This is a genomic window from Halalkaliarchaeum sp. AArc-GB (assembly GCF_031432225.1).
In the GTDB taxonomy this organism is placed as follows: domain Archaea; phylum Halobacteriota; class Halobacteria; order Halobacteriales; family Haloferacaceae; genus Halalkaliarchaeum.
The window spans coordinates 1-21,356 of record NZ_JAVKGM010000017.1; the positions used below are offsets into that span (position 1 = coordinate 1).

Consider the following 21,356-nt stretch of genomic DNA (forward strand, 5'->3'; position numbering starts at 1 on the left):
CGTTGTCGACCGCGCGCGGGAGCGCGGTCGCCCTCGGAAGAGCCGACAGCCGACGGTCTGATACGAAGGGTGTGGGCCAGTATCACGTCCACGCGATGAGTCGATTAGGTGTGTGAACCTGATTTCTTTATGATTGCGTCGTCGTGACGTATCCGGATGCGTGTTAGTCGAGAGGGACGAGTCGGAACTCACCGAAGCCGTATCTCGAATGCGTCCCGACGCGACAGACACCGTTTTTTGCCGTTTCGACGGGTGTGTCACCATTGTACGAGACGATCTGACCGTGATCGACGGTTCTGAGTCGGTACATCTCCCGCTGTTCGACGATACGTTCCTCTCGTTCGCGGAGGTCGTCCCGTGTCTCCGTCCACCACCAGGGGACGGACTGATCGTTGGCGTTCGGATACGCCGATTCGAGCACGAACGGTGTCAGTAGTTCCAGTTCGAACGTGGTACACGCCTCGAGGGTTGAGTAATCGAGCGCGTCGAGATCGACCAGTTGCGTGTCCACCAGTTCGGTGGTGCCGTATCCGTAGTTTCGCTTGCCCCCGAACTGGAGCCCGTCGAGTGAGTCGTCATCGATCGGCAGCACCTCCCCGTCGGTGGCATGCAGGTAGGCGCTGACGAACCATCGCGTCGGTCGCGTATCGAACCGATGCTCTTCCGGGAGTCCAACGATCGTCTCGGAAGCCAACGCCGGGTGGCCACGTTGCGGTCGCAGGGAGAGCGCGTTCACGGCGTCCCGGGGTCGCGTATCGATGAGCCAGCGCTGCGCCGGGTTCCGAAAGAGGAACAGATCCTCGTAGGCGGCGACCTCGGACAGTCCGTTACCGAGCGTGGGGTGTGATCCGGACTGTGAGTGCTCCTCCGGATACGTTCCGTACTGGCCCGGAACGAACATCCCATGGCTCGCCTGCAGCGTGCCGAGCATTTCAGCGGGGAGTTGCTGTCCGAGGGCGTGCAGGATGGCGTTCCCGGAGACGTAGTACGGGTGGCCGATGTAATCCATCTCCAGCTCCCAGTGGACCTGCTGAATCCGCGTCATCGCTCCGGCCTCCAGCCCCCGAAGTCCTCGAGGTACTGCAGGGCCGTCGACCAGCTCCGGATCCGGCGGAGGTTCGCGTCCAGCACTCTGTCGAACCGGTCGCGGTCCGTCTCCAGGGGATGAGCCGGGAGGTTCGACCAGGTACTCGCCCACGAGCGCCGAGGGTGGGTCCCGAGTCGGGTCGTCGGCCGATCGGGGGTCGGGTCGCCGGTGATCCGGAGTGCGAAGTCGCCGGTGTCGGTGTCGTCGTCGATCTCGGCGGCCTCGTCGACGGTGTCGACGCGATCGACGTAGACGGTCCGGTGGGGAACGATCACGTCCCCGGGATCGACGACGAGCCGGAGGTCGGCGAAGTCGTGGCCGGCCCGGTAGTTGTCCAAAAGCGCTGCCACGAGCAGGGTGTGGTACTTGAGGCTCGTGTACGGGTAGTACGACGACTCGTTGAACAGGGCGGCCACGTCGGAGGTGAGCCAGGTCCGGTGGGCCGTCTCGGGATCGGGGATCGCGAGCAGGTCGTCGATCGCCGACGCGAGGGTGGCCCGGGAGGCGTTCTCGAGGTCGAACTGCGTCTCGCCCGTGAGGACCGACAGGCGGTAGCCCGTCGCGTGGTTGTCGACCGTCTGTCGGGGGTCGGCACCGGGGCGGCTCAGGGCGGCGGCGTCCCCGTCGGCGCCGAGGGGAACGGTCCGGTTCACCGGGACGCCGGCGTGGGTCTCCGGGGCCGCCTCGTGGGGGTGCCCGGTGAGTTTGTGGGCGTCGTGGCGGTAGGCCACAAGCATCGGGTCGTCCGGGCGGGAATCGTTCGGGCGGGAATCGTCCGACAGGGGGTCGTCCCGATCGATGTCGACTGCCTCGCCGGCCATCTCACGGCCCCTCCTCGATCCGGCGGTGGAGCGCCTCCACGACGGCTGGACGGTGCTCGTCGGCCCAGCGGTCGTCCTTTCGGTCCATCGCGTCGGTGGGGGACGCGTGGCGGTCGAAGACGCGCTTCAGTTCGGACTCGTCGTAGAGGGGGTTTATCAGGTCGCAGTCGACGATCCCGGCGCCGAAGTTCCGGGCGCCGCCGAGCTGGTGCATGAAGCCGGTGGCGTGGGCGTCGAGGAAGTCGACCGCCTCCGCGAGGAGGCCGAGGAACTCGGGTTTCAGCTCCCGAAAGGAGAGGTGCCACGCCCCGTCGAGGTTGGCGACGGCGTCGAGTTCGGCGTTTCGGAGGGGCTGGCGGTCGTCGTCAGGGTTGCGCGAGACCACGTTGCGGTTGAGCCGGCGGTAGTGCCCCTCGGCCTGCCCCCGCGTGTAGTCCACCGTCGACCGGACGGGGCTGAACCGGATCGGGCGGCGCATCACCTTCCCCGGGCGGTCGCTGAAGCCCCCGAAGAGGTCGAAGATCACGCAGCCGGGGTCGGTGGTCGGGTCGTCGACGCAGGCGCCCTTCTCGTGGTAGCCCGCCTCCAGATCGCGGTCGTAGACGTCGCGTTTTTTGAAGTTGGCGTCGGCCTCGCCCGGATGGCAGGCGGTGCCGCCGGCTTCCTGGACGACGCGTTCCATCCCGTGGCGGAGCCAGCCCGACAGCGGGAAGGCGGGGATGATGCCGCCGATCTGGTTCTGGGGGTCGTCGTCCCGGTAGTTGTTGTTGGACGCGTGATGGCGATCGGTCATGATACTGTCGCCGATCACCAGGAGGTCCGTCCGGATGCGGACGAACGCGTCCCGCGATGCGATCGTGCCGGAAGGTTCAACTCCGGCGATGTCGTGGATTGTCATGCTTCGTCTCCGACGAAGCGCGGGGTCGGTGCGCCACCACCGGCTCGGATTTCTCCGCGGCGTCCCGCGCTTCTGATTTCTCGTTGTGGCGGATGGTATTTAGTGTTTTTGCTAAGCAAAATGTTTAGCAAATCGTTCGGTCGTTTGTCAGGCGTTTGGTTGAGCCTTATATATCCCGGCGGTGAACGTGGCGACAGGGATGGTCAACGAGCAGTACGAGCCCACCGAGCGCGAGGAACGGGTGCTGGAGCTGTTTCGGGAGGGCCGTCACACGGGCGAGCCGTGGGGGCGGGTGAATCCGCTGTACGTTCGGGAGCACTCCGATCTCGACAAGGGACAGGTGGAGTACGCGCTGCGGAACCTGGCGAACGCCGGGTGGATCGAGCAGTTGAATCGTGGGGGGTTGTACGAGTTCGTGGCGGATCCGAGAGAAGAGTAAAACCGCGGATTAAATGGTAATCGGAGAACGGGTAGTAGTATGGGACAAATTCGTTCAGAGTTGGAAACTCTTGAAGGCTCCTCTGTGCTCATTACAGGCGGCGCAGGCTTTATTGGAAGCCATCTCGCTGACCAACTCGTCGACTACTGTGACGTTACTGTGCTTGACGATCTCTCGAACGGCAATCGGGACTACGTCCCGGAGGCAGCCAACTTCGTTCGGGGAGATATAAGAGAGGGGGAGACTCTCGGACGAGCCTTCGAGGGGATCGATATTGTTTTCCATCAAGCTGCGATCGTAAGCGTCAACGAGAGCGTCGAGAACCCGATCGAGAGTCACGAAACGAATCTCGATGCGACGCTTACCATTCTCGAGGAGGCTCGAAAACACGATGTTCGTGTCGTGCTCGCGTCGAGCACTGCCATTTATGGCGAACCAGAAACGCTCCCGGTTTCCGAGGAGGATTCGAAGACACCGTCGTCACCATACGGACTCGATAAACTCGCTCTCGATCACTACGCACGCTTATATAACGAGTTGTACGGACTGGAAACCGTAGCCCTTCGCTACTTCAACGTCTATGGCCCACGCCAGGGATCGGGACCATATGGGGGAGTAATCAGTATTTTCGTCGATCAGGCCCTGTCGGGAGAGCCGATCACGATTCATGGGGAAGGTACTCAGACACGTGATTTCGTTCATGTCTCTGACGTTGTGCAGGCCAATATTCGTGCAGCGACGACGGATGTCGTCGGGGAAGCGTTCAATGTTGGCACTGGCACCGAGATCTCGATTCTGGAACTCGCCAAACTGATCCGAGATGTTTCTGACTCTGATTCGGAGCTCGTCCATGAATCGGCACGCCCAGGCGATGTCTCCAAAAGCCGTGCAGATATCCAGCGTATTCAGAACCGACTCGACTTCACACCTGAAGTAACGCTCGAGGAAGGACTAAGAAATCTCGTCGAATTTCGTCAAAACAGCGAGGCGGACGACTAGCTGTATTGGCGTTGGTTATATGTTGATCCCTCAACGCGCTAGAAGATCGGGTTTCCAGTGTGACTGTTCGGTTACTTCTCCCAGGGTCACGACATCGGCATCGCATTCTGGTGGCATCGCGTTTCGGGTGTCAAATACGAACTTCGCGGTTTTTCCAACGTACTCCAGATCGAAAGCGTCGTGATCCACCAGCAGGACGACGGCGTCTGCCCCTGCGAGGTCAGCCTCTTCAGGTGATCGAAGAAGTCGTCGGGCTGTTCCTTCATCGTCTACGTGCGGATCTACTACGGTTACCTTCGCCCGATCGTCCAGTCGATCGGCGACCCGTAGTGCCGGAGAATTTCGGGTGTCCCCCACATTGGGTTTATATGCAGCACCCAGCGCAACGATAGTCGCGTCCTCTGGTGAGATCCCTCGGCCTGACAACATCGTTTCCAGGCGATCGACGACCAGCTCCGGCATTCGCTCGTTCACCCGGTGGGCGTCCCGGATAAACGCCAGGTCTCCGTCGAACTGGTCGGCACGCCACACGAGGAATTGCGGATCGATCGGAATACAGTGGCCACCCACGCCGGGGCCTGGATAGAACGACTGAAACCCGAATGGTTTGGTGGCGGCTGCATCGATCGCCTCCCACACGTCGCCCTCAAGTCCTTCGGCCAGCGTGACCAATTCGTTCACCAGAGCGATGTTCACCATCCGGTAAGTGTTCTCGAGCGTCTTCGTCAGTTCGGCTGTCTCGGTTGAGTCGACTGGGTAAGTGTCGGCTACGACGGCGTCGAACAACTCGACGGCAGCCTCCCGTGCCGGATTCGTGTCGGCACCAACGACCAATGGGATCTCCTCGAACGGAACGTCGCCGCCGGGATTCAACCGCTCTGGAACCATGGCCAGATGAGTCGGTGCGTCGCGTCCCTCCTCAACGATTGGGGCGACGACTTCGCGGGTCGCTCCAGGATACACGGTGCTGGAGACGACGACAAGCGTCTTCCGAGAACCCGACTGCTCGGCGACCGTCTCGGTAGCGGCCTCGACGGCATCCATCCTGGGTTCCCCTGTCTTGTCGTTCATACCGGTCGGGACTGCGATCACGTACGCGTCACAGTCCGCGACAACCTGGGGTTCCGCCCCTGGCGTGAATCCGGAATCGAGCCCTTTCTGTAAGGCGGCGTCGCTCACGTCGTCAACGTAGCTGTCTGCGTGCAGGAGGCGATCGACTCGACCGAGGTCGATGTCGAACCCCGCGACATCGAAGCCAGCGGCAGTGAACTCCAGTGCCAGCGGGAGGCCCACGTATCCCAGTCCGATGACACCGATTGTGGCATCCCGATCCCCAAGTCGAAGGTGGAGGTCGTCGAGTGAATAGCTCATCAAGTCACCCCCGGTCGTGTTTCCGAACGTGCCTCGATGACGTCCGCAAGTATACGATCGAGATCCGTTTCGGGTGCCCAACCCAGCACGGACTCAAGCTTCGAGACGTCCGGTTCGCGTCGGTCGGGCTCCTCGAAATTCTCATCGAATGCCTCCTCGAAGGGAACGTGGCTGATCTGAGAGTCGCTCCCTGTCATCTCGAGTACGCGCTCGGCGAGGTCGTTTATACTTGTGGGGTTCGGAGCACCGACATTGAACACTTCCCCATGGGCGTCGGGTGTCTCCAAGAGTTCGTGGGTCACTTGGACCGCGTCTGCGACGTGGGTGAAACTCCGGGTCTGGGTGCCGTCGCCGTAGACGGTAAGGGGTTCCCCTGTTAGTGCTTGTTCGACGAACGTGGGAATTACCATACCATACTCCCCGGTCTGCCGTGGCCCAACGATGTTGAAGTATCGTCCGATCACGATCGGGAGGTCATGCTTGCGGTGATAGCTGAGTGCGAGGAACTCATCAGTTGCCTTGGCGGTGGTGTATCCCCATCGTGTAACAGTCGTCGGACCGATGACTCGATCGTCTGTCTCGGAAAACGGGAGATCTTCACTCTTGCCGTAGACCTCCGAGGAGGAGGCGATAAACGTCGGGATGTTGTCGGCATGGGCTGCTTCAAGTACATTTTCGGTACCGCGGAGGTTGATTCTGAGTGATTCGAGTGGGTTGTCGACGACGTTTTGGACACCGACGGCGGCCGCCAGGTGGTAAATAAAATCGACATCCTCGGCAGCGGCAGACACTGTTTTGGCGTTCCGGATATCGCCAGTATGCACCTCGAGTCGGTCGGTGTCGAGGTGTTCGAGGTTTGTGGCGTCGCCGGTGGAAAAGTCATCGAGGACACGGATTCGGTGATTCGTCTCGTTGAGGAGGTGATCGACGAGATGGGAACCGATGAATCCTGCCCCCCCGGTAATGAGAATCGTCATGTGATTGGCGATTCTTTTAGTCCGAGAAAAGAGTACCTTTCGTATCTTGCCTCGCTGTCATACTGTTCTTGGACGATTCACTTTTGAACTGATTGTGGAAATATCGAATATGTTTTCCTATACTCTTGCGATTGAACAGAATAAGGAAACCATGTCTGCACAACCACGGATATTTCATCTCATAACGAGGCTTATTGATGGTGGGGCAGTCAATGCGCTCGTTCCGATCGCCACCGAAGTCGACGGATTTGACGTGACCGTTGGATATGGTGCCGAATTTGATCAACATCTGGTCAATGAACTCCAACAGAAGGGAGTCGACACGAAACAGTTCCCTCTGATCAAGCATTACAACCCACTCACTGCGATAGGAGCTGTATTTACAGTTGCTCGGTACATCCAGAAGCACGAATTCGACATCATCCACACCCATAGTACTGAGGCAGGAATCATTGGTCGTACTGCTGCTCAACTTGCTGGTGCGCCAAACGTCGTACACACTATCCATGGAGTCCCATTCACGGAGGACCGAAATGACATTCTCAACTGGTTTGTCAAGCAGTGTGAAAGAGTGGCCGCACCGTGGACGGACGAGATGATTTCTATCGCAGATGTGATTTCTGAGGAATATCTCTCGAATAATATCGGCCGTGCAGAACAGTATCGGACAATCAAGTACGGCATCGAACTTAATGAGTTTCACGACGCTTCGCCAACAGATGATCTGCCCGGGTCTGGCGTCCGAATTTTAATGGTAAGTCGACTAGTAGAGGGAAAAGGATTCGACGTTCTCCTTGATGCAGTTGAACGTCTCGATGCAAACGATCTGTCCGTTCTCATTGCGGGAGATGGTCCGCTTCGCGATTATCTGATGACTGAAATTCGATCACGGGGGCTCGATCAGACCGTTTTCCTTTTGGGGTACCGAGAAGATATCCCGGAGGTCATGTCTGGTTGTGATCTTCTCGTTCTTCCCTCATTTCGAGAGGGAACACCCCTTGTCATCATTGAGGCGATGGCTACCGGCCTTCCTGTTCTTGCAACCAATATTGCTGGAATTCCGGAAATCGTTGATCAAGAGGAAACAGGAATACTTATCGAACCTGGAGATGTGGACCGGTTGGCGGATGAATTAGAGCGGTTCGTTCGTTCTCCGAGGTTACGTAAACAATTCGGGCGGGCTGGCCGCCAGCGGACGGAACACTTTTTGACTGATCGAATGGTGTCCGATTATTCGGAAGTGTATCACGGCTTGATTTCTAATGGTGGATGAAAGTCTATTCCCGGTCAGAAATTTGGCCTGATCTGAGGTCCGGACTATTCTCGCTCTGGAACGCCCACTTGAATTCGATCTGTTCTGCAATTCCGATTCCGCCGAACAAAAAGATCACCCAAAGGAACATCTGTCTATGTCGCATCCCTGTTCCGTAGTTCACGGTTCCAACTCCATAAAGAACGACAGCGAGAACGAGCCCGACGATAAGGCCTGCTGTTACAGGTTTGTTTTTTTGGATCATCGAGCGTATCCCCCACATTCCTGCAAGAGTAAATCCCATACTTACTATTCCTTCAATGCCGACAAGCAAATCAGGCATAGTTTCTATCATCCAAGGGAACGGAGCATAAAGGAAGTATACTGCTCCTATCCAGCTAAAGGCTGCAAGTTCAAAGACTGTTTGCGGAATAACATCGGGAAGATATACTGCCCGGCCCCTCGCACGTAGTTCGCGTGTACGCGCCAGGAATTCAATCCCGTCTTGTATGACTGGTAATGAAAGAACAAATCCAATCGGTGAAAGTGCGGCTCCGATTCCGAGGGTACGTTTCGATAAATATCCTGATGTAATCGCGTACCCGGTGACGGCGGTAGCTATCGCAGCAGCATAGACGATAACATTATCATCCCGAAGTAATAGCGCAACGTGTAGAAGGCCTCCGGCGAGAACATAGGAAATTAGTCTCGATCGTTTATTTGAGGGAACCAATAGCACGCGTGCTGCCGTAGTAATTCCAAATAAAACGAGAGCTTCGCGGAGCAAGGTACTGTGGACCGCGACGATACTCGGATAGAACATCATTGGTAGTGTAGCGATGACCCCTGCTCTATGAGAGTGATAGTAGCGAGCTAGAACATAGACATTATAGATTGCAAAAGCCCCCAAAAAAGCAGTTCCAAGTCGTGCGTAGAGTCCGCTTGGCCCTGGAAGTAGCCAGAACGGAGCGAGGAACGTACCCCACAGTTTATAAATTTCTGGGGAAGACAGTGGAATCAAAAATTCGGTGATTTTCAATGACCCTGATGTCAACAAATACGGCTCGCCTTTGAGTATACCTTGTGCGATTAATGCTGCAGTATTCTCAAATCTGACAGCATCAGCTGTGGAATCCGGATTGAGGTTTGTAACAGTCGTTATAATTGCGGCAACAATCCGAATACAAAACGCGACAGCGAAAACTGGCAGTGCTTGTTTTGTGGCCTTGTCCATTGATTTCGTTAGTGCCTCCGTCTTTTCAGACGACGCAATCGAAGCTTGTACAGCAGATTATCGTACAGCTCATTATATATGTCGGAATATTACGGATAGCCAGAGTATAGACGGTGGCATTTTATATTATACGATAAACACATTGTAATTAATACCCTTTTCGATTCCACGGCATTAATAATCGGAGGTGATAATCTAGCCAACTGATGGAAGATACTCGGCCCCGTGTTTGGTATGTTATCGGGAACTTGTCGGTAGGGGGGGCAGAGCGTACTTTACTGGAACTAGTGAATGGTCTTGATCTTGACCAATTTGATGTTTCCTTGTGGACGATTGAAGATAAGAATCCACTTGCAGAGGAACTTCCTAACTCTATTACTCTACGATCCCTTAATGCAAAAAGCAAATTAGATGTTAGAGCACCGTTGAAATTCTTCCGCGCAGTCAGACAGGAACAGCCAGATATAATCCATTCTTTTCTATTCTATGATAATCTACTCGCAATATTGGGTGGGAACTTGAATAATAATACGACAGTTATAACCGGGGTTCGAACAGTCCCTAATGATCCAACCTTCATTAGAAGTAGTGTTCGAGGCTTTGTTCATTCTCGTGCGGACCACGTCGTCTCAAATTCTGAGTCTGGTGTTGACTTTATCACGGAGCATGGTGTAAATCCACAAAAAGTCTCCGTGATTCGAAATGGTCGTGACATCTCTCGGTATCGAAGCGGGAAGGCGACCCCTGAACTACTGGATTCTCTCGGTATTCAGAGAGAACATCCTGTAGTCGGAACTGTCGGCCGTTTGATCGAACGTAAAGGCCACTACGACCTTTTGGAGGCATGGCCAACCGTTCTCGAATCCAAGCCAGAGGCCCAGTTGTTATTCGTAGGGGACGGCCCTGAGAGAGACGGTCTTGAGGCAAAAGTACAGAATTTGGGTTGTGGCGATTCCGTAGTTTTTGCTGGCCAACGAGACAACGTTCCTGATCTCCTAGACGCAATGGATGTATTTGTATTCCCTTCTCACTACGAGGGACTCCCGGGGGCATTGATGGAGGCGATGATCGCCGGCCTTCCCATCGTGGCCACGCCCGTTGACGGGAACTCCGAACTCATTGACGACGGAAAAACGGGATTGTTCGTGCCTCCGCACGATAGCGACGCAATCGCGAACCAACTTGTGGAACTATTGGATGATAGCGGTCGACAAGAAAAATTAGGAAGTACAGCAGCGGCTTATGCGCGTGAAGAGTTTACGATAGAACGGATGGTTTCTGAATTTGAGGATCTCTACGCCCAGGTTACAGAGCCAAGATAGTTTAATTCACTTCTGAAACTGCGTAGAGATATTTTCCTGAATCACTCGGCGGAATCTCTGAAACGAAGTTGTAGTCAACGGTACAATCATCGCCCAATACCAACTGAATCTTTTCGGTAATCTCTTGGAGACTATTGGAATAGTCCTCCTCAACTCGAGTTTGTGGGATACTGGGCACGCACTTTACGACCACGTGATCGTGTTTCTGCTGCACGACTTGGAACTTCTCCAGCCATTCGGGATCAAGGACGACCCCGAGAAGATGGATAAAGTATTCAGGCGAAACTACGTCGCCATCTTTCGTGTAAAACATGCTCGTTTCTCGCCCGGAAATCTCTTTTAGAACGGGGAATGGAAGGTCACAAGAGCAGTCGTACCCTCCCCATACAGCCATATCACCGATACGATACCGGATAAACGGCATTGAATAGTTAGTTAACGATGTGACAAGAACATGGCCTTGTTCTCCTTTGTCGACGTGGTTGCCATCATCGTCGACGACTTCAACGAAGTGAGTTGGAGACGAGATGTGCAGACCTTCGTGGTTGGAACATTCGCAGGCGATATCCCCAACTTCTCGGCTCCCGTAGCGATCGTATACTGGAGCGTCGAATGTCTGTTCAATCTGCTCTCGCATATGAGGATAGAGCTTCCCTGCAGAAGTCATTACGGCTGTCGGTGAATGAACTTCGAGACCTTTTGCTTCGGCGAACTTCGCTAACTCATATGTGCTATCTGCATATCCCAGAAGTTGAACGGGCTGAAACGAGTTGATTTTCTCTACGTATTCTTTCATATCCTCCTCCGTCATTCGAAAAGAATTGAGCCAGATCTCATTTTTCAGATATCGCTTAATCCTCGTCATGATCTTTTCTTGACCTTGAAACAGATCCCGTTCAGAACCCCACAGCCTGACTCTTCTCTCTCCTATATAATAGCCACTCCATTCATCAAAAAGAATCGTTACAGCTCGTGCCGAATCAAGGTATTGCTGATCTTGGACAAATTCAACTGGTTCACCTGTTGATCCGCCAGAACGATTTCGAAAGAAATCTCTGTTTTCTAAATTTTCTACTGATATATTTCCATTTTCATTTTTTAAAGTTTGCTTTTGTAGCACTGGGATTTTTTCCATATGTTCCACTTTAAATTTCTGTACGTCATTTGTGAGGACCGAATCAGGAATCTTTTTAGAATAATATGGAGAATTGTTATTTGCGTAGTTCAATAGTTCTAAAAGCTTTTTAGTCTGGTATTTTCTGACTTTCTTTATCTCATTAGTTGAAAGTGACCGAAGTACTTCTAATTCGGTCATTGTGTCGGTCTGGAACCTAACCGCAGCTGTATATAGTATTTTATGAATTTTTGACCACATAATTGTGCCAGATTATTGTGGAAGAGGGATTATAAGTGACGGATGATATTTCATCTTGGAGGCGTTGAACCTGAGTCGTTAGTGTAACTACCGATGATCATCAAACCCATGTTATTTAAGTGTTTGATGTCCATCTGGAGTTTCTTGTAATTCAAATACATTAACAACCAGTAATAGAAATTTATTAATATACCTTTTGATCTGGTCGCCGAATTCGAATCCTGTTTTTCCCATGAGGGTAAAAAATAAGTAATAGTATGGCAACAAGAAATAGGGATTATATTGAATTGATTTTATCAATGCAGATCTTGCACTATCTATATCGTCGTCGTGGATATGAATGAAGAATCGACTATAGTAGTGTTTAGCATGTCGCTTATCGCTGAGTATATCACCGTGACGGCATAATAATTGTTCATTCGCTTTTTGTTTTCGGTCGAAAATTGACGATATAGCATCTGGTGATAGATGATATGTTGCTAGACAGTCTGATATTCCTTTGAATTTAAAGTGTTTAGCCATTCTGAGGTAGAATTCATAGTCTTGTCCAGCAACCATCTCTTCATCTAATATACCTACTTCCTCAAATACTTCTGACCGAAATGTTACAGCTAAAAAACTCCCGATCTCGTTCCCGTGCCGTAAATCATCTAGAGTTAATTCTTGATTCTTGGTTCTTCGAACCCCTAGCATCTGGTTGTCCTGAACACGTTGGTAAGAATGATATACGGCACCAAATTCATCTGAAAGGCTATTCAATCTTGAAATTGTTTTCTCTAACCGCTTTGGATGGTATTCATCGTCCGAATCCAGTATTGAGATATAATTGCCGCTTGCTTTCTTAATTCCAATATTTCGAGCGATGTTCGCTCCTCGGTTGTTCTGGAGCTGTATGTATTTGATGCGATCATCGTCATACTCTTCAACAACTTCCTCCGTACCATCGTCAGATCCATCATCTACGATTATATATTCAAAATCACCAAATGATTGAGAAAGGACACTCTCGATCGCGCGCGGTAGTGTTGTTGCCCTATTATAAGTTGCAGTGATTACACTCGCTTGGGGCATTTTATCGTACTTACTTTGGGGACTCGCTGGTGATGAACCTTCGGGAGTAAAAGATGATGATTGTATGATCGAACCGTCTCGTCCGCTTTTTTCTCCGAAGATAGAACCCGTCGGCAGCGCGCTCGCTCCCGCGATCCACGGTGGACCGCCGGAGACCACGATTATCTACGGCAAGACCGGCACCGGAAAATCACTCGTTGCGAGGTGTGTGACGAGGGAGGCGAGACGGCAGGCCGCCGAGAACGGCTACACGCTGGCGTCGGCCTACGTCGACTGCTCCGACTACGGGACGGAAACGCAGGCGAGCCGGGAGATGGCCCGCGACCTCCGGTCGATCCTCGGCGATCCGGCGGCGGACAAGTCCATTCCCCGGAAGGGGATCGCCGCGGCGGACTACCGCGACATCACGTGGGAACTGCTCGCAGAACACGACGTGGACGCGTTCGTCGTCGTGCTCGACGAGATCGACAAACTCGAAAGCGACGACCTGCTGCGGAGCCTCTCTCGTGCCCGTGAAAGCGGGAAGTCCGACACGATGATCGGCGTGATCTGCATCAGCAACAAGATCGAATACCGCGACCGACTCGGCGAACGTGTCGACTCGTCCCTGCAGGACAACGAACTCGTCTTCGATCCCTACGACGCCACGCAGCTCCGGGCGATCCTCGATCACCGCCGCGACGCCTTCGTCGAGGGAGTTCTCGAGGACGGCGTAATCTCGAAGACCGCCGCGCTTGCCGCCCGGGAACACGGGGACGCACGCAAGGCCATCGACGTGCTCTACGAGGCCGGGCGTCTCGCCGAAAAGGAAGGCGCCACGACCGTCACCGAAGGTCACGTCGACGCCGCCTTCCGAAAGGCGGAGATCAACCGCTTCCAGCGACTCGTGAGTGGACAGACGCCGCACGTGAAACACGTCCTTCGCGCGCTCGCGTTACTCACCGAGACGACGGAGGGGACGCGGTTCCGCACTGCTGAGGTGTACGACGCCTACGGGAAGGTCGTCAGTCAAACGGAATCGTCTCCGTTGAGCTACGATCGGGTCCAGCGCCTTCCCAAGGAGCAGGCGTTTCTGGGCATCACCGAAAGCGAACACACCGGTGGCGGTCACGGGGAGGGGAGCTATCGGGTCCACCAGTTGCTCCGATCTCCCGAGGTCGTCGTCGAGGCCCTCGATCGCGAGTAGTACACTCGGTACGAGGTGTGGGGGTACGAATACTAGAGGGGCTCGGGTGTGAGAACTCACTCGGTACGAGGTGTGTGAGTTATCGGGTACCCGTGTTCAATATCTGTTGTACGATCGCACTGTCTCGACCGCTTTTTTCTCCGAATACGGAATCATCCCATCCGGATCCGGATACCCGATCGCCATCAACATGACGACGTTCTCGTCACAGTCGAGATCGAGGAGTTCCTCCATCTGGCGCTCGTTCTCCGGAATCGCAGGCCAGTTGATACTGCAGGAAGCGAGCCCCTGCGTCTCCAGTGCGAACTGAAACGCCATCGCAGCCAGACTCGCATCGATGTAGATCACGTGCTTGTCCCGGTCGTTGAAGTATGCCCGCTGTTTGCCGACGATCACCGCGAGAAGAGGAATGTTGTCCTTGTATCCCGACGCGCCGATCGCTAGCGATGTGATCTCGTCAATCATCTCCGGATCGTCGTACAGCCGGAACTCGTAGGACTGCCTGTTACACGCGCTCGGAGACTGCATAGCCACCTCCAGCGCGTCGTCGACGGGTTCTTTCGGAACGTCCCGCTGTTCGAACCAGCGAGTGCTCGTTCTCCGAACTGCCAATTGCTTTAGTTCGTCTATCGAAACGGGAGAGTCGTCGAGCTCCTTCCGCGGAAACGGAACGCGGTTGTCTGGGGAATAGTCGATGCCAGAGAGGAATTCAACGAACTCGTCTTCGGCTTCGGAGATGATGTCTGTCCGTTCGACGGTATCGAAGTACTCGACGAGAACGTCGACTGCCCACCGGAGCTGATCGTCGTCGTTCTCCGGATCCCATGCTGTGATCAGGTCACCGACGACTTCTCTAATGTACGATTCTGCAAATACTGGCCTCCGATCCTTCATTGAGAGGCCCTTCTCGATTCGATGGATACTCCTGATAATCCGATGACGAGGTGCCTGCTGCTGTTCTTCGAGTTCGTGATATTTTGCGATACCGCACAAAACGGAACGCTGCTCTCGATAGAACGTTCCCTTGAGAAGAAAGAAGAGAGCAGTAAGTACGCGTGATCGGGCTATTGTCCGAAAAACCGTGTTCTTAGGGAGAATTTTCCAGACGAAACGATCGAAGAATTTTCTCAGGACGAATTGCTTTCCCTTTCGCAGAAGGGACCATCCGCCCTCTTCACGGTATGTCGATTTTGCTCGGGAGGTGAGTGACGGCATCTTTCTGAGTACGGAACCCCGGATAGCACTTCAATTCTCTCTTTTCGGGACGGTATCGGGTGGCTTATATTGATTGCAGAAATGGTTCTAACGCATGTGCGGTGAGTATCGCAAACCCATTCGGAACGTCTCTCTCGTAGCTGCTGTCGAGAAACGATTATTGTCCGATCTGTTTTTCACTGACAAGGAGGTTTCAACGCCTTCGAGGGAAGGGGATTCTATCGTCATCGTCGGTGGTGAACTCTTCAATAAAGGAGCGCAGGCGATGACGTTCACCGTCGTAGATCAGATGTCCAAACGATATCCGGAGAAGGACGTCTATCTTCTTTCGGGGCGGGACTACGAACGAGATCCGGATGAGAAGGCTCAGTACGAGTTCAACATCCTTCCTTGGGGACCAGAAACGCAGTTGTCTCTTCTCTCTCCTGAATTGGACTTCGGAAACACCACACAGTATCCGAAACAGGATAAAAAAGCAGTCAAGAATGTTCTCGAAGACTGTAGTATGTTAATCGATATAAACGGATTCGCTCTCTCATCGCAGATGGGTGCAAAGACCTCATTCATATATCTCACCGATATTCTTATCGCAGGTGAATATGACGTCCCGATGTACATACTTCCTCAGTCTATTGGACCATTCGACTATTCCTCAGCATCGAAACTCTTGCTCAATCCTCTGATGCAGACCTATCTTTCGTACCCGGACGTCATCTGTCCTCGAGAACAGGCCGGTGTGAAGTCGCTCGCACCGTACACCCGAAATAACGTTCGACGAGAGTTCGATATCGTATTGCAGAACGAGGGATACGATCCCGCCAATATCTACACGTCCGAGCCGGATCTCGAACGAAAAGATCTCGAATCGGAGGCTGTCGGTATCGTACCCAATTCTCAAGTGTTCGAGCGAACTGATCCCGAAGAACTCTACTCGGTTTACGACGCCGCTATCGAAGCACTACTCGAGAATGGAAAAACGACCTACGTACTCAGACATTCGATCGAGGATCTGGACCTCTGCAGGGAGATAGAGAAGCGTTTCAGCGAAAACGACAATGTTGTTCTCTTTGAGGAGGATCTGAACGCGATCGAACTCGAACACATCATTCGTCAGTTCGACTTCCTACTCGGGTCACGGTATCACTCGCTCGTTCACGCTTACAAAAATCAGGTCCCTGCGATCGCGATCGGTTGGGCAGTCAAGTATCGGGAACTTCTGGATAGATTTGACCAGTCAGCCTACTTTTTCGAGGGGCGAGACGAAATCGACGAGCAAGAACTGGTTTCGGCGGTTGAACAGATGTGTAATTCTTACGACTGCGAGTCGGAATTGATTGGGGAAAAAGTCGATGAAATTCAGCAAAACGATTTGTTCGGCGATCTATTTGACGACTGATTCGAATGGCTCGAAACCTGTTACGAGCTTTCGTCTCGATATGCGGGTCTAGGATCGGTGTTATATTCATGGGCATAATGACAATTGCGATAATCGTTCGGCTGCTCGGTAGCGGCGGGTAGGGTAACTACACCCTCGGTATGTCCGTTTATAGCCTACTTTTTGTGTTCACGGAATCAGGGATATTTAACGGCGTACGCAAATATATCGCCGAGGATTGACCCGTCAGAAATTGGGCTAACGATGTCTTTGGATTCTATTTTTGGAGTACGCTCTTGTGTAGCACATTGTTGATTCAGAGAGTCGCTTTGATATAGTAACCATTAGAAGTAATTACTCACTACAGGGAGACTCAATTGAGTCAGAGCCGTGTCGATCGTCCGTGTAAGCTCGTTCAGAGATTCGAAGTAGCGGTTGCCAAGCGCCGATTCTAGCTGTCTCCAGCATTCCTCGACCGGATTTAGATCTGGCCGATACGCAGGTAACCGAACGAATTCGATGCCGTCACGGTCCGCCAGGTTCGTGACGGCCGATGCTCGAAAATAGGACGCACCATCGTGAACGACGATCAAATCCTCTTCGAATTCTTCGTATATTGCCAAGATGAAATGTTTAGCGTGTTCGGCAGTGACGTATTCGGGAAATCGCGAAAAGAACGATTCACCGTCTTCGGTGACTGCCCCGAGCAAACACGTCCAGTCGCGCAGGCCAGATAATTCGACGTTTGGACGCGAATTTCGTTCGAACCAGGCTTGTGTCGGATCGCCATTTACCGACGTTTTCGTCTGATCGATGCACACTACTTTGGCGTCCAAATCCCTGCGCTTTTTTTGAGGATTTGGTCGAACTCCTCGCGATCTTCTGGTTCGGCTTTGGCGTTTGCTGGACGAGGTTTCTGGTAGCTAAGGCCGGCTTCTTTGAGCAATCGTCGGCAGCTCGGTATCGAGTACTCCACGTCGTACGATTCGTTGAGGTGATGTCGAACAAGTTTCGTCGTCCATGCCGGTTCGTCGTACCCCGCTTCTTCTGGCGATTCGTGGAGTGTTTCTCGAAATTCCTCGAGTTCAGATTTTGAGAGCTTCCGATTTCTTCCAGATCGATGATCATCAGCAACCGCCTCCCAGAGCGGTTCGTCCGTATCGAAACGCTGGAGCCAACTGTAGATCGTTCTTCGACCGACTCCGAACCATTCAGCGAGTTCGGTTTGAGAGATGCCGTTTTTATACGCGATCGCGGCCAAGAGTCGCTGAGTCGGCTTTTTATCTTCGACTGAGTCCAGTGCTTCATGAAGCTCGTCAAGGGTGATTTTCTCGAGGTGGTCCACACCAAGTTCTACCCTTTACGGGCAAATAATTCTAACGGTTACTATAGCGTGTTTGAGCGCTTTTCGTACGGGGTTGCGGTAGAGTTTTCGTCTGAGTTGGAACGCTCGGAGATAATGTTTGAGCCGATCTTTTGAGAGGCCTCGATGCGGCGAGAGTCACGTGTCGCGCCAGCGAACCTGCTGCAACAGATCCGCTGCGACCGATTCCGACCCAAATGCATCGAGCGGAATCATTCGTGTCGGGCACCGCGTCAGCGGTGCCCTTGTCCTCTTCGACTCTACAGCGACAGCTCACCAGTATCAACAATCTCCGACAGAAGAACGTTTGGAGTAGTAATCCTCGTTACTGGCGGGACTGCTATTTCGGTAGCACTCATTCCTCAATCGTGGCTCGTTGAGGAGGTATTCGAAACGGAATTTCGAGTCTCAGTACCTCCCAAAGCTGCGTAAACAACAAACGATACACGCTGGCGGTGCGCAGTCTCACTGGCGGCGACACCGCCAGCTACGTTCTCGGGGAGTTCCTTGGCCTCCCCGATGAGTTCAAGTTCGAGGTAAAGACCGTCTAACTCGACAGCGAATTCTACGAGGGCAAGTATTTCACACTCCTCTAAGTCCACAACCTCGCCTAGGTGATGCCGATCATCAAGTGAGACTCGACGATTCAGCGGGAACTCCCGGAGGCGACGTTATTTTCCCCACCTCGAAAGATCCGGTACTTCGGCTGCTGTTTGTGGTGATCAACCTGCTGTTACAGAACACCTGGCGGTATATCTACTTGAGGTACGTGGCGACGCCCCGCTGTGGGGAGCGTCGCCTCTGGTAGTGGCCATACAAGGAGTTCAGGAATGTGGTTCGACGGGTAGCGTAGACGGCCATCGCGGTACGTCGGGCCGTCCCTGGAAACTGGCCACTTACGACCGGTTCCACTGATAGTCTCTGACCGAGAAAGCGTTTTCGCAAGTGGCTACGCTGTCGCGTAGGCGGCGGTCAGTCGCCGACAGCGAAAGTTCAGTCTTCGATCAGCGTTGCTCAACCGTTACCGATGACTCATCACACCAGAACAGGTAACTCAAGTCTGGATAACTGGCGATGCTTTGTGAGGTACTGAAACTACAACGGAGCGGCTAACAACACCAACCAATGCACTCTTCATTACTGAGTTTAAGACTTGTTGGTATGAGCGAAAGACAGAAGCAAATAAATAGAAACCAATCAAAAGTAGTTGCAGCACGCACGATCAGCTATCGAATAATCTCCACATGAAGGTTAGTATACCAATAGAAACAAGAGTCCGGGAATTGGATAGCAAGCTATATTTAGCTATAAGATTGGCTAGTGATGGTCATGAAGTATATCTTGGCAGGTCCTCATCGGTGAACCGGGGGTTTGATATAATAGATCCTGACATATATATCAGTAATTGCAATAGTGTTGATCGGAATAAAGCAGATAAAATAAGAGCCAAAGTACTATTGTTGGATTCAGAAGGAGGTATCTTTGCGGATGAAGCAACCTATAGTAAACGGATAAGTGCTGAACGACTTGAAAATATTGACTGGTATTTAGCGTGGGGGGACCGATCTAAGAGAATCGTCGAAGGAAATAGTACAAATACAAACATTTCAGTCACAGGTAATCCCCGGTTTGATTTACTACAACCTCCATTAAGAAGTATATACGAAAGAAGGTCTAAAAAGTTGGTAGAGAAATTTGGTGACTATATTTTAATCAATACTAACTTTTCGATCGCTAACCATAGTTCGTGCAATAATCCGCCAAAGAACGTTCTTAAAGGTACTAGTGACGTATATAATTTTGGGGAAAGATATGAATATGTAAAGAACATGTATTTGTCCTTTATAGACATGATCCATACTCTAGGAGAAAGTGTTGAAAATAATATTATCGTTCGTCCTCATCCATCAGAAAATTTTTTAACATATGAAAAAGAATTTAAAGATTACGGTAACATTAAAGTCATACACCGTGGTGACGTCCGAGATTGGATAGCTGGATCACAAGTAGTTATACATAACAGTTGTACAACCGGTATTGAGGCAGCTCTAATGGAACGAAATGTCTATGCTTACGATCCAATAAAGAAGGAAAAAGATCAAGTTCGATCTGATGTCCCAAACCTTGTGAGTAAGCGGATAAAATCAGTAGACAAATTAGTTAAGAGAGTACAGTCAGATCTTTACTATCAGAATTCTACATACATGATGAGTGAGGAGAAAAAAGATCAGTTGAAAATCCACATCGGAAATATAGACTTTAATTCAGCAGATAGGATAGCAAATATAATCAATAATATCGAATTACCGGTTGATGAGGTGTCAAGTGATATAAATCCACCTGGCATTAAAGAACGTCTCAAGAGGATTATCGTTTACTCACTTGGACATAAGTCGTTATATTTTATAAGGAGTTCAGGATTAAAAGAGAGTTGGAAAACTTCTAATCAAAAATTCCCACACATAACTGATAATGAGATCAAACAAAAAATAGACGATATTTCTGATCTAATAGATGTCAATAAAGTTAGCATCCGCCGGCATAACAAGTTAGAAGATACGTTTTGTGTAACTGCAAAGTGTTGATTTAGGAATCGGCGAAACCCGCCACAATCAGCGTTCCATGTCCGAAACCGTGGGTTGGGCTGTCAAGTGCTCGCTCGGCTTTAGTACTCAAGGCATGTTTGTATTAAGAATGTGTAACAACACATTGGTGATTCACACATTGACAAACACTCAAAGGTTATGAAACGGCTCCGTAGTTCCGCTAAACGTAAAGCCGACGACTCCATTATCTAGTAGCAGGCGAAGAGACGGATCGATATGAGAAACGAAATTTGTCTCTTCACACGTGTTACGGTGGCTAAGGTCAAAGCAGTAGTCGCTTATCCAGACGAACTCGCCGGCCCCGAAAGGGGGTGGAGGGTTCGCTGAATGGGTGATTATCACCTTGCATCCACTCCGAATTGAGCTGGGCTAATCCTACCGCATTGCGGTGGGTTTGCTCAGTGAAATGTTTGACATCCCTAAACTCAGCTTTGCCCGTTGAAGTAGGACGAAACGTAGAGGATGGTAAGGGCGGATGATGCCGATCCCGAATTTCTTGTCGTATACGGGTGTGTTCTACGAGTTTGGATCGCTGTCTCAACCCCAACGTCATCATTTCGAGCGAACCACGAACACTCCCTGATGGAAGCCGTCTAGAACCTACTTTCGTGGGTTCGAGAGGACAATGATCGCGGCGTCGATGATTTCATAGAAGCGATCGACGACCTCTTTGTCCACTCAAAAGCCGTGCCCAATGTGCAAAGTTGAATTTCTAACTTAATACGACCAAATGAATGGCCGTACATTATTACCAGATAAGACTAA

General features: G+C 52.0%; 17 protein-coding genes and 3 pseudogenes. 10 read left to right on the top strand and 10 right to left on the bottom strand.

Annotation, left to right across the window (positions count from 1 at the left end):
- Positions 1-163 precede the first annotated feature (163 nt).
- Genes RH858_RS13800 through RH858_RS13810 form a run of 3 tightly spaced genes read right to left on the bottom strand, consistent with a single transcriptional unit; the run spans position 164 to position 2,806 of the window.
- On the bottom strand, positions 164-1,045 hold the full coding sequence (locus tag RH858_RS13800) for a hypothetical protein (RefSeq protein WP_310562161.1): 882 nt from the start codon (positions 1,043-1,045) through the stop codon (positions 164-166).
- The gene (locus RH858_RS13805) at positions 1,042-1,908 is read right to left on the bottom strand and encodes a hypothetical protein (protein ID WP_310562162.1); all 867 of its coding nucleotides are present in this window, start codon (positions 1,906-1,908) and stop codon (positions 1,042-1,044) included. Before RH858_RS13805 ends, RH858_RS13800 begins: the two co-directional genes overlap by 4 nt.
- Position 1,909: 1 nt before the next feature.
- On the bottom strand, positions 1,910-2,806 hold the full coding sequence (locus RH858_RS13810; RefSeq protein WP_310562163.1) for a hypothetical protein: 897 nt from the start codon (positions 2,804-2,806) through the stop codon (positions 1,910-1,912).
- Positions 2,807-2,987: 181 nt separating this feature from the next.
- Between RH858_RS13810 and RH858_RS13815 the strand changes: the two genes are divergently transcribed.
- Together RH858_RS13815 and RH858_RS13820 are read left to right on the top strand one after the other, a co-directional pair.
- Positions 2,988-3,245 carry a MarR family transcriptional regulator gene (locus RH858_RS13815; protein ID WP_310562164.1) on the top strand — a complete coding sequence of 86 codons (258 nt, stop codon included), beginning with the start codon at positions 2,988-2,990 and terminating at the stop codon, positions 3,243-3,245.
- 39 nt (positions 3,246-3,284) lie between these two features.
- The gene (locus RH858_RS13820) at positions 3,285-4,244 is read left to right on the top strand and encodes an NAD-dependent epimerase/dehydratase family protein (protein WP_310562165.1); all 960 of its coding nucleotides are present in this window, start codon (positions 3,285-3,287) and stop codon (positions 4,242-4,244) included.
- A 30-nt stretch (positions 4,245-4,274) separates the two neighbouring features.
- On the opposite strand, the gene RH858_RS13825 is transcribed toward RH858_RS13820, so the two are convergent.
- Positions 4,275-5,615, bottom strand: coding sequence for a nucleotide sugar dehydrogenase (locus RH858_RS13825; protein ID WP_310562166.1), 1,341 nt, complete (start codon positions 5,613-5,615; stop codon positions 4,275-4,277).
- Positions 5,615-6,592: a GDP-mannose 4,6-dehydratase gene (locus RH858_RS13830; protein ID WP_310562167.1), complete on the bottom strand. Its 978-nt coding sequence runs from the start codon at positions 6,590-6,592 to the stop codon at positions 5,615-5,617. Before RH858_RS13830 ends, RH858_RS13825 begins: the two co-directional genes overlap by 1 nt.
- Positions 6,593-6,701: 109 nt before the next feature.
- On the opposite strand from RH858_RS13830, the gene RH858_RS13835 reads away from it, so the two are divergent.
- Positions 6,702-7,865: a glycosyltransferase family 4 protein gene (locus tag RH858_RS13835; protein WP_310562168.1), complete on the top strand. Its 1,164-nt coding sequence runs from the start codon at positions 6,702-6,704 to the stop codon at positions 7,863-7,865.
- Positions 7,866-7,869: 4 nt separating this feature from the next.
- On the opposite strand, the gene RH858_RS13840 is transcribed toward RH858_RS13835, so the two are convergent.
- Positions 7,870-9,078: a hypothetical protein gene (locus RH858_RS13840; RefSeq protein ID WP_310562169.1), complete on the bottom strand. Its 1,209-nt coding sequence runs from the start codon at positions 9,076-9,078 to the stop codon at positions 7,870-7,872.
- 206 nt (positions 9,079-9,284) lie between these two features.
- On the opposite strand from RH858_RS13840, the gene RH858_RS13845 reads away from it, so the two are divergent.
- Complete coding sequence (locus RH858_RS13845) at positions 9,285-10,400, top strand: glycosyltransferase (protein ID WP_310562170.1); 1,116 nt, start codon at positions 9,285-9,287, stop codon at positions 10,398-10,400.
- A gap of 1 nt (position 10,401) precedes the next feature.
- On the opposite strand, the gene RH858_RS13850 is transcribed toward RH858_RS13845, so the two are convergent.
- Positions 10,402-11,715, bottom strand: coding sequence for a hypothetical protein (locus RH858_RS13850; protein ID WP_310562172.1), 1,314 nt, complete (start codon positions 11,713-11,715; stop codon positions 10,402-10,404).
- A 171-nt stretch (positions 11,716-11,886) separates the two neighbouring features.
- Complete coding sequence (locus RH858_RS13855; protein ID WP_310562174.1) at positions 11,887-13,005, bottom strand: glycosyltransferase family 2 protein; 1,119 nt, start codon at positions 13,003-13,005, stop codon at positions 11,887-11,889.
- Here RH858_RS13855 and RH858_RS13860 point away from each other — a divergent pair.
- Positions 12,911-14,032, top strand: a complete 1,122-nt coding sequence (locus RH858_RS13860) for an AAA family ATPase (RefSeq protein WP_310562175.1) — start codon at positions 12,911-12,913, stop codon at positions 14,030-14,032. The genes RH858_RS13855 and RH858_RS13860 overlap by 95 nt on opposite strands.
- 96 nt (positions 14,033-14,128) lie before the next feature.
- Here RH858_RS13860 and RH858_RS13865 read toward each other — a convergent pair whose 3' ends face one another.
- Entirely contained in the window at positions 14,129-14,926 is a 798-nt protein-coding gene (locus tag RH858_RS13865; protein WP_310562176.1) for a nitroreductase family protein, read from the bottom strand.
- Positions 14,927-15,341: 415 nt separating this feature from the next.
- On the opposite strand from RH858_RS13865, the gene RH858_RS13870 reads away from it, so the two are divergent.
- Positions 15,342-16,643, top strand: coding sequence for a polysaccharide pyruvyl transferase family protein (locus tag RH858_RS13870; RefSeq protein WP_310562177.1), 1,302 nt, complete (start codon positions 15,342-15,344; stop codon positions 16,641-16,643).
- 323 nt (positions 16,644-16,966) lie between these two features.
- Here RH858_RS13870 and RH858_RS13875 read toward each other — a convergent pair.
- A protein-coding gene (locus RH858_RS13875; RefSeq protein ID WP_310562179.1) for an IS630 family transposase occupies positions 16,967-17,967 on the bottom strand; the annotation gives its coding sequence in 2 pieces (ribosomal slippage) (positions 16,967-17,475 and positions 17,475-17,967; 1,002 coding nt in all).
- A gap of 422 nt (positions 17,968-18,389) precedes the next feature.
- Here RH858_RS13875 and RH858_RS13880 point away from each other — a divergent pair.
- The 4 genes and pseudogenes from RH858_RS13880 to RH858_RS13895 form a co-directional block, all read left to right on the top strand.
- Positions 18,390-18,835 (top strand): annotated as a pseudogene (locus tag RH858_RS13880) (hypothetical protein); the annotation flags it as partial.
- Positions 18,836-19,229: 394 nt separating this feature from the next.
- Positions 19,230-20,570 (top strand): surface carbohydrate biosynthesis protein, encoded by a 1,341-nt coding sequence (locus RH858_RS13885; protein WP_310562180.1) that lies wholly within the window; start codon positions 19,230-19,232, stop codon positions 20,568-20,570.
- Between the two features lie 237 nt (positions 20,571-20,807).
- Positions 20,808-20,961, top strand: a pseudogene (locus RH858_RS13890) (IS5/IS1182 family transposase); the annotation flags it as partial.
- 179 nt (positions 20,962-21,140) lie between these two features.
- Positions 21,141-21,299 (top strand): annotated as a pseudogene (locus RH858_RS13895) (IS701 family transposase); the annotation flags it as partial.
- Positions 21,300-21,356 lie beyond the last annotated feature (57 nt).